General features: G+C 43.0%; 10 protein-coding genes. 6 read left to right on the top strand and 4 right to left on the bottom strand.

Annotated elements, in window-relative coordinates; all coding sequences use genetic code 11:
• Positions 1-160: 160 nt before the first annotated feature.
• On the bottom strand, positions 161-400 hold the full coding sequence (locus FIB07_13350) for a hypothetical protein (protein NJD53841.1): 240 nt from the start codon (positions 398-400) through the stop codon (positions 161-163).
• 244 nt (positions 401-644) lie between these two features.
• Between FIB07_13350 and FIB07_13345 the strand changes: the two genes are divergently transcribed.
• From FIB07_13345 to FIB07_13320, 6 genes are all read left to right on the top strand, one after another.
• Positions 645-1,271 (top strand): ABC transporter ATP-binding protein, encoded by a 627-nt coding sequence (locus FIB07_13345; protein NJD53840.1) that lies wholly within the window; start codon positions 645-647, stop codon positions 1,269-1,271.
• A 20-nt stretch (positions 1,272-1,291) separates the two neighbouring features.
• The gene (locus FIB07_13340) at positions 1,292-2,545 is read left to right on the top strand and encodes a hypothetical protein (GenBank protein ID NJD53839.1); all 1,254 of its coding nucleotides are present in this window, start codon (positions 1,292-1,294) and stop codon (positions 2,543-2,545) included.
• On the top strand, positions 2,542-3,798 hold the full coding sequence (locus FIB07_13335; protein ID NJD53838.1) for an ABC transporter permease: 1,257 nt from the start codon (positions 2,542-2,544) through the stop codon (positions 3,796-3,798). The genes FIB07_13340 and FIB07_13335 overlap by 4 nt, the downstream gene beginning before the upstream one ends.
• A gap of 75 nt (positions 3,799-3,873) precedes the next feature.
• Positions 3,874-4,071, top strand: a complete 198-nt coding sequence (locus FIB07_13330) for a hypothetical protein (protein NJD53837.1) — start codon at positions 3,874-3,876, stop codon at positions 4,069-4,071.
• Positions 4,072-4,073: 2 nt separating this feature from the next.
• The gene (locus tag FIB07_13325; GenBank protein ID NJD53836.1) at positions 4,074-4,421 is read left to right on the top strand and encodes a YHS domain-containing protein; all 348 of its coding nucleotides are present in this window, start codon (positions 4,074-4,076) and stop codon (positions 4,419-4,421) included.
• The gene (locus FIB07_13320) at positions 4,408-5,595 is read left to right on the top strand and encodes a radical SAM protein (GenBank protein NJD53835.1); all 1,188 of its coding nucleotides are present in this window, start codon (positions 4,408-4,410) and stop codon (positions 5,593-5,595) included. The genes FIB07_13325 and FIB07_13320 overlap by 14 nt, the downstream gene beginning before the upstream one ends.
• A 356-nt stretch (positions 5,596-5,951) precedes the next feature.
• Here FIB07_13320 and FIB07_13315 read toward each other — a convergent pair whose 3' ends face one another.
• The 3 genes from FIB07_13315 to FIB07_13305 are packed head-to-tail and all read right to left on the bottom strand — an operon-like array spanning position 5,952 to position 8,207.
• A complete protein-coding gene (locus tag FIB07_13315; GenBank protein NJD53834.1) occupies positions 5,952-6,386 on the bottom strand; it encodes a four-helix bundle copper-binding protein in 435 nt (144 codons plus the stop codon).
• 48 nt (positions 6,387-6,434) lie between these two features.
• Positions 6,435-7,007, bottom strand: coding sequence for a class I SAM-dependent methyltransferase (locus FIB07_13310; protein ID NJD53833.1), 573 nt, complete (start codon positions 7,005-7,007; stop codon positions 6,435-6,437).
• 18 nt (positions 7,008-7,025) lie between these two features.
• Positions 7,026-8,207, bottom strand: coding sequence for a hypothetical protein (locus tag FIB07_13305; protein NJD53832.1), 1,182 nt, complete (start codon positions 8,205-8,207; stop codon positions 7,026-7,028).

Here is an 8,207-nt window from a genome sequence, read left to right as displayed (position 1 = left end):
AAAAAGTTAGGCCATACATATTTGAATTAGCAAGGAGTTCTTTGCACTAAGGTTTGTCAAAAAAATTAGGCTGATTTTACGTTTCTTTGAAAGTCAAGTCAAAGATTTTTTACTGATTTATTTCATTTTTTTAAGATTTGTCATATAGAATCAACTTCAGTTAGTGAGCATCGAATTTCCTGAGTTTCCCGCCTGTGAACTGCCCGGCAGCAAAAGATAACATAAGCAGCGGTATAACCTGCCAGCCAAACCCGGAGAATATTCTTAACAAAAACACGAAGGGTACAGGAATATGCACAGCCATCATCCAGCGCCTGGAGAACCTGGCGGTATTGAACCTCCAGTAGCCAAAAGGCAGGTTGATCAAAAACACCACCAGTATCAGTTCTATTAAGGACATTGCTATGCACCGATTGTTTCCATAACAGATGATTCTTCTCTTTACATTAATCACATTTGTGCTTTAAAAATGTAATGAAATAAATAACCGGACTTTAATTTTTTAAACCGCAAACTATTTACTTTACACTACTTGTAAAGTAATTTGTTTACATTGTGTGTAAAGTAATCGAAAGTTGAGCACAATATATCAGGAGGCATCTTTGGACATTATTGAACTTGATGATGTATGGAAGATATACAGAATGGGTGAAGTGGAAGTTCCTGCACTTAAAGGCCTGAGCTTAAAGATAAAACCTGGTGAATTCCTGGCTCTCATGGGGCCAAGCGGAAGTGGTAAATCAACAGCATTGAACATGATCGGCTGTCTTGATATACCCACAAAAGGCAGGGTGTTCCTTGAAGGACAGGATATTGCCGCCCTTACGGAATTGGAACTCTCCCGTATAAGAGGCAAGAAAATAGGTTTTGTCTTCCAGTCCCACAATCTATATCCAACGTTAACAGCTCTTGAAAATGTCCAGTTACCCATGAGAATACATGAGTTCGCTGAAGAAGATATCTGGGACAGGTCAGAGGAATTGCTGCAACTTGTTGGCCTTTCCGGCCGTGCAAATCATTATCCTTCCCAGCTGTCGGGAGGCCAGAGCCAGAGAGTAGCGATTGCAAGAGCTCTCTCTACAAATCCCTTATTGATTTTAGCTGATGAGCCAACCGGTAATCTCGATACGGAAGCAGGAAAAGAGGTACTGGATATTTTCACAGACCTGAATGCAAAAGGCGTCACGATCGCCATGATCACTCATGATGAAAAAATTGCGGGAAGGGCGAATAAAACTGTGAGAATGATAGACGGAAAACTTGCATCATAATTAACCGGAGTAAAAAATATATGAATCATATAAGAAAATATTTTATCGTTTTGCTGATCTCGCTGCTATTTTTGCAGGGAGCGGCTGCATCGAATTATTATCTTGTAACAGAACATGAACCAGTATATCCGGGAGACACGGTCTTTGTCTGGATCCCGATCAATAACATTGGCTATGGTACATCGCTGGTAGACACTGTTGTGAAACTGGTCCCGGCAAATAATGCTACGGAAAAAACTATACATGTACTTGATAGTGAGGTGTCACTCGGCAATATTGATGACTGGAATGATATGCGAACAGCCAGTTTTAAAGTCCATATAGATCAAAATACACTGGAAGGAGAATACGAGTTTATCGTTTATGTCACTACAAAAGAGAAAGAAAGCGGCATCACCACCACAGCAGCGTTAAAAGACAGGATACTTGTCATTAAAGGCACGCCGATTGTAACACTCGCAAACACCTCTATCTCTACTATCGCACCGGGCTCTACAAATAATGTTATATTAAAATTCAAGAACGAGGGAACGGGCATTGCAAGAAATCTGTATGTGGATTTAAACACTGACAGTGAGCATACTGCTTCCGTATTTTCAATAACAGGTTCCGGTACGCGATTTTTCCTCGGAAGCCTTGGCCCCGGGGAAGAGACCGAGATGAAATTCGATATGATAGTTGATTCTCAGGCCCAGACAGGTGTATATAATATACCTATTAAGATCTCAGGGATCAATTATTCTGCAAGCGATTTTATCGGATTGGGTGTTGCAGGGATTACTGACTTTGAATTGAGCTACCAGGAGTCTGGAAGCAGTTTTCTCCTCAGCGTATCCAATGTAGGAGTCAATCCGGCTAAAGCAGTCAGCGTGGAAATACCCCCTCAAAGCGGTTTCACTGTTTCGGGGAGCAATACACAGGTGATAGGCAATTTGAATTCCGGAGACTATACATCTGCAAATTTCCAGGTTGCCCAGAAAAGCGGATACAATATGAACATCAGGATACAGTATACTGATGCCGCAGGTGTTCGAAGATCAATAGATAAGAAACTGCCCGTAAAACTTTCCGGCGGTATGGCGGGTGCGACATCGAATTCAAATAATGACCAGCATGCGGCTATGCATGGCGGAGGAACGAATTATTCCACAGTTGCGCTTAGCTTTGCTCCCTATATCGGGATTGCGCTTCTTGGCATCATTGGCTTCTGGCAGCGAAAGAGCATCACCGGGATGTACCAGAGGATAAAATTCCAGAGGCAGAGAAGAAAATGAGGCTTCCGGATATATTCCTTCTCTCTCTTTCCCATGTGAGGAAAAGCAGGATGAGAAGCTGGCTTACCATAGTGGGCGTGATCATAGGTGTTGCCTCGGTCGTAGCCATTATATCCATAGGACAGGGAATGCAGGAAAATGTGCAGCAAAGGCTCGGCGGCTTTGGCGCTGATATAATAACCGTGATCCCAGGATATTTCAGGGCGACTGGTGTACATAGCGAGATGCATACAGACAGGTCTGTAAGTACGAGTTCTTCGATCAACCTCACAGATAAAGATTACAGGGTGATCAAACAGGTACCTGGCGTAAAGTATGTCAACGGGCTTGTTTCAGGTAAAGCCGATCTTAAATATGATAATGAAAAAACAGTTGTATCAGTGACTGGCGTCGATACTTCTGTCTGGAGACTGATGGATAATACGGGATTAGATGACGGGAGGTATCTCCAGTCCGGAGATTCTAATTCGATCGTCGTGGGATATAATCTTGCTTATGGGGCTTTCCTTCAGCCAATAACGCTTAACCGCCCGATTACCATTGGTGGAAAAAATTTCAGGGTTGTGGGTATCCTGAAGCAGTCAGGTGGGTTAGGAAGTGGCAGTGATACCGGGATATATATGCCGGCTGAGATGGCAAGAGAAGTTATCACTGAAAAAGTAGCAAATAATCAATTTACCTCTATGGTCATTAAGGCAACGGATGCCTCTCTTGTAGAATATGTGAAAGCTGATATCGAGCAAAAGCTTATGAGTTCAAGGCAGGTAAACCCGCGGACAAAGGATTTTACAGTAATAGCTTCAGCCCTTATCCGTGAACAGATGAGCGGCGTGACCCAGACTTTATCACTGTTTTTAAGTGCGATCGCTGCTGTCTCGCTCCTTGTGGGAGCAATAGGTATAGCCAATACCATGTTCATGTCGGTCATGGAACGAACCAGGCAGATAGGGTTATTGAAGGCGATTGGAACAAGTGAACGTGAGATCATGAAACTTTTCCTTATCGAGTCAGGAATATTCGGACTCGTGGGTGGGATAATCGGGGTAATATTTGGTGCTGCTATTTCCCTGCTCATCCCTTATCTGGGAATCCAGGCACTTGGTTTCGGAGGAGATATGAGAGCTACGATTACTGCAGGGACCATATTCTTTGCAATCGGTTTCTCGGTGGTGATAGGCATACTATCGGGAATAATACCTGCCAAGCATGCAGCCAAGATGAGACCTGTGGATGCTATAAGATATGACCAGTGAATAAAGGATTTCAATGTTAAGGGAATTTATACCATTATGTTTGATATGTTTATTGGATTACCAGGAGGCGCAAATATGATAGAGGACGAACTGGATGTTATTGAAAAGGAGATGCTTGATGATCTTAAAAAGCCAAAAGGGAGAAGGATACTTGTGTGTCCTGTCTGCGGCTCTGCCGGGGTCACATATTATATGGGCCTGAAAACAGGCTATCAGTACCAGTGCAATAGCTGTGATTATGTGGGGGCCGTGGTGCTGGAGCTGGATTGTTAATTATGCCAATTGACCCGGTTTGCTGGATGCATGTGGATAGAAAGACTGATTTAAAAAACGAATATAATGGCCAGACATACTACTTTTGTTCACTCAACTGCAAAAAAGAATTTGAAAAAGCTCCAGATAAATACCTGGGTGTGAAAAGCTCTATGAAGATGCCTGACCAGGTACAGGGCAGCAGCGTGGGGATAAATGAGAAAAACCCCTATGTAGCGCTTATCTGCAGCCACTGCGAGTTCTTCAAGGAAGATGATATCGAACTCGAATGTGCAGCATTCAAGATCTTAAAAAGCATGCTCCGGAAAGGCATGATCACGCAGGAAGAAATAAAAGATGCCTTCAAATGAGTTATATCCGGTACTTGCGCCGGGCCATACGCTGCGAAATCTTGAGGCGCATTTTGTCTATAGTATTAATGATGACCAGTTATATGAACTGGATGATGAGGCATTTGAATTCCTGGAAAAATGCGATGGCAAGAATCCTTTTCCAGTATCATTTCCAGGTGCGGCCAGCCACAAAGATACTATTGAATTCATTCTAAATGAAGGAATAATCCTGATGCAGGATTCTGTACATCAAAGAATTATAAAAGTTGACCGATCACCAATTCCTTCATTGCGCTATCTTTTACTGAACATAACGAACAAATGCAATCTTGCCTGCAAACACTGCTATCTTGGGAAATCAGGAAATATCGACATTGAAGTTAGCCGGTTTGAGAAGACGGTCTCACAGTTTGAAAGCATGGGCGGCCTGAAGCTTATGATCTCAGGAGGGGAGCCGCTTATGCATTCCGGATTCCGGGAGCTTATGGAAGTCCTGCCTTCCTATGAACTCAGGAAAGTAATTCTAACGAACGGGACATTGATCGGCAAGAAAGAGGCAAAGAAACTCTCAGAATATATAGATGAAGTACAGGTCAGTATCGATGGTATCTGTTCTCATGATATTTTGCGGGGGGTGGGCTCTTATGAAAAAGCCATGCGCGGGATCACCAATCTCCAGAGTTCCGGTATTCCTGTTTCTATCGCTACAATGGCGCACAAATATAACGCGGAAGAATTCGATGAAATGCAAAAGCTTTTTTCCGGCATGAATATCATTTCATGGAGCGTTGATGTGCCCTGCAAGGCAGGTAATCTTAAAGATAACCAGGATTTCATGCTTGATCTGAAAGGAGCGGCACCGCTTTTAAATTATGGCTTTGGCGCTGGCGCGCATGAGAGTACGGGAGATTATACGTGCGGCTCTCACCTGTGTGCCGTATCGCCTGATGGCATGGTCAGTAAATGCGGTTTTTTTGAGGATGAACCTGCGGGGAATATTGATGACCTAAGGGCAGCATGGGCAAAAATATGCAGGGAATACCTGTGGACGCTTGATAAGCTTGATTGCCATGATTGCGAGGTAATCCATGATTGCAGGGGAGGGTGCCGCTTCAGGGCAAGGCAATATGGAGGGATTTTAGCCCCTGACCCGCTGTTATGTCATGCTAACGGTATTCTGACCTACCTGTAAGATGTCGGATGCGTTTTTGTAACAACAAGAAAATCCCGGTAAAATTTTATAAACTTAAACCAACAACCTATTAATGAATTAAAATAATTTGTCCATTGAGGTGAAAACGTGAAGATCAAAATAGTAAAGAAGATCGCCAGAGGAACCTGCAAATGTCATTCTTCCTGCGCTTAATACTGCACAGCAGAGGAGATTTAAAACTTGCAGAATAACCTGTCGATTGTATATAATGGGCACATTGGGCAGAAGTGGGGTTTAAAAATTTTTACCTGGAAGTTATAGTGAGCTAATGCATAGAAGTAATGGTTTTGAGGCCATATACTTCATTACCTTCTGTACTCATACAAATCCTGCACTTACATAGACGTTTCAGCCGCAGACATCCCGGCTGCAGATGTCTTAGCCATAGAAGACATCTGGGCCATAGACATTTCAGACATCTTCTCACAGGAATCGGCGCATCGGCGGCAAACCCTGGCACAGGCTGCCATTATCTCATCGCCTTTGAACTGTTCGCAGCTTCCAGCGCACTTTATGCATATTTCTGCGCACAGATTACAGGTACGAGTGCTGAAATTCGAATTGCGCAGCATAAAATTTGCGCTTACCTGGCAGATTTCGCTGCAGTCAAGCATCAATCTCATATGCCCTGGTTCTGCATGCTTGCCGCCCTTCTCCAGGCAGTAAGACATGCTCGTTTCCAGGCATATACTGTGACAATCCAGACAATCATCTATGCACTTCTCCATTTCTTTACCCCTTTTAACTACTGTAGTACGTGCTATCGCCATAAAACTCACCTCCCTCATATGATGGCATATTTATATCTGAATCACTATTTACTTAAATGTTTCGCTCATAATTTCCAGAATCACTGTTTTGCCAAGAAACACTTTAGGCCCTTTAACGGATGTGAATCCGGCCTCCCGGGCTTTTCTGATAGCTTCTTCGAACGCTGTTTTTGAGACATGAAGAGGCGGTTCAACTATGAGAACTTTTCCATTCGGTTTTAGTATGGATTTTATTTCTTCAAAAAATTTTTTCTGATCCGGTAATTCATGAACTACGTAGAAAGCTAAAACAAAGTCGATTTTTTCTGATATTCCTATTCTGCTCTCTTCGGACTTATGCAGCGTGATACGTTTTTCAAGCTCTGTTCCCTGGATCTTGTCTTTTACCTTTTGAAGCATTCCTTCCTGCAGATCAGCAGCAATAACCCGGCCGGATTTGCCAGCCAATTGAGCCATATCAATAGAAAAAAAGCCCGGCCCGCAACCCATATCCAGGGCCACCATCCCTTCATCAATATAGGGTTCCAGTATTTTACGGGGATTTTGCAGCCACCTCCGAATTCTATTATCAAAATGTCCTGCCCTTTCAACCCGGCAAACAGGATTTTTCTTACTGCTCATTATATTTTTCTCCCCTTTTTACAATTTTCGTCTTAACTGATATGCAATACCAGCACTTAGCAACCCAGATATAACTTCAAACCCCGGTGTTGTTGGTGCAGGTGTTTTTGCTTCTTGCATCCTTGTAGATGCAGGTGTTGGGGTTACTTCATTTTCAATCACGATATCCACCGTGCGTTCAGAGAAATTTGCAATATACATCATCGCTTGCATACGGTTTCCACCTGGCATGGTCAGCCAGAATGAAGATTCTTTTGCATCATACAGCTCCTGCTCTGTCATAACCTGCCTCATTGGTTCGTTGTCAAGGTATAAGCGCACTCTCTGGTTTTCATTCCACACTAAAGAACTGTTATCTATGTTCATCATAACAAATTTCCCCGAAGAGTCAGTGGAATTAATTGTCATTCTCATACGATTTTTCTCCATGGATCTTACCATTACGTTCATATTCCCGGAATAGTTAACAATGGAATATTTATTGGACATACCCACAGAAACCTCTGCTCCCACCCTGTTACTCATCATTTCTCCCATGAACTTTTGATGTATCCCATCCACAGGCATATTCACAGGTGAAGCCCTGAAAATGATATTTCCTTTGCCCTGTCCGATCCTGACCACTCCTCCGTCAATACTTATACTTGTAGAATTCGTCGAGGCAATAAATGCGGTCAAATTACCAGCATCTATCTTCACTATATCATCTTCTTTTGAAGCTTTCACGCCTTCTGCAATATCAAAAGTGACAGTTGTATCTGTTTTTGTCATAATATTGATCACCGAGGCAGGATTATCATGAATTTGCATCACCACAGAACCGTCTTTGCTTGTAATTCTTGTCAGGGCGTCCGCTGTTGTTGAATCTTTGAAATCAATGTTGGTGACTTTTATAGAATCAAAAATCGTGATACCTGATATACCGTAATTCATCACGGCTCCCGTACTATTATCCACAGAAAAAGTCACATAGTTCCCGTAGTTGTTCCCCTCGCTATGCATGAATCCCATTCCGGTCATTCCTTGCTGACTTCGCATTTCGTTGCCCCGGTTCATCATGTCTTTTGCTATTCCACGCATCATATCGCTGCCAATCATGCCTTTTCCACCCATCATACCACCACCGGCCTGTCCATAAACCGGCAGGGATAGCATGAAGATAGCAAGCACGACAACAACTGTTTTTATAGATATATTCAT

Source organism: Candidatus Methanoperedens sp., assembly GCA_012026795.1.
Classification (GTDB): Archaea; Halobacteriota; Methanosarcinia; order Methanosarcinales; family Methanoperedenaceae; genus Methanoperedens.
Note: the sequence above shows the minus strand (reverse complement) of the source record. Positions and strands in the feature narration are given on the sequence as shown.

What these genes read in the sequence shown, in the direction of transcription:
- FIB07_13350 (NJD53841.1), bottom strand. Translation starts at nt 400, where the DNA reads ATGTCCTTAATAGAACTGATACTGGTGGTGTTTTTGATCAACCTGCCT.
- FIB07_13345 (NJD53840.1), top strand. Translation starts at nt 645, where the DNA reads ATGGGTGAAGTGGAAGTTCCTGCACTTAAAGGCCTGAGCTTAAAGATA.
- FIB07_13340 (NJD53839.1), top strand. Translation starts at nt 1,292, where the DNA reads ATGAATCATATAAGAAAATATTTTATCGTTTTGCTGATCTCGCTGCTA.
- FIB07_13335 (NJD53838.1), top strand. Translation starts at nt 2,542, where the DNA reads ATGAGGCTTCCGGATATATTCCTTCTCTCTCTTTCCCATGTGAGGAAA.
- FIB07_13330 (NJD53837.1), top strand. Translation starts at nt 3,874, where the DNA reads ATGATAGAGGACGAACTGGATGTTATTGAAAAGGAGATGCTTGATGAT.
- FIB07_13325 (NJD53836.1), top strand. Translation starts at nt 4,074, where the DNA reads ATGCCAATTGACCCGGTTTGCTGGATGCATGTGGATAGAAAGACTGAT.
- FIB07_13320 (NJD53835.1), top strand. Translation starts at nt 4,408, where the DNA reads ATGCCTTCAAATGAGTTATATCCGGTACTTGCGCCGGGCCATACGCTG.
- FIB07_13315 (NJD53834.1), bottom strand. Translation starts at nt 6,386, where the DNA reads ATGGCGATAGCACGTACTACAGTAGTTAAAAGGGGTAAAGAAATGGAG.
- FIB07_13310 (NJD53833.1), bottom strand. Translation starts at nt 7,007, where the DNA reads ATGAGCAGTAAGAAAAATCCTGTTTGCCGGGTTGAAAGGGCAGGACAT.
- FIB07_13305 (NJD53832.1), bottom strand. Translation starts at nt 8,207, where the DNA reads ATGAATATATCTATAAAAACAGTTGTTGTCGTGCTTGCTATCTTCATG.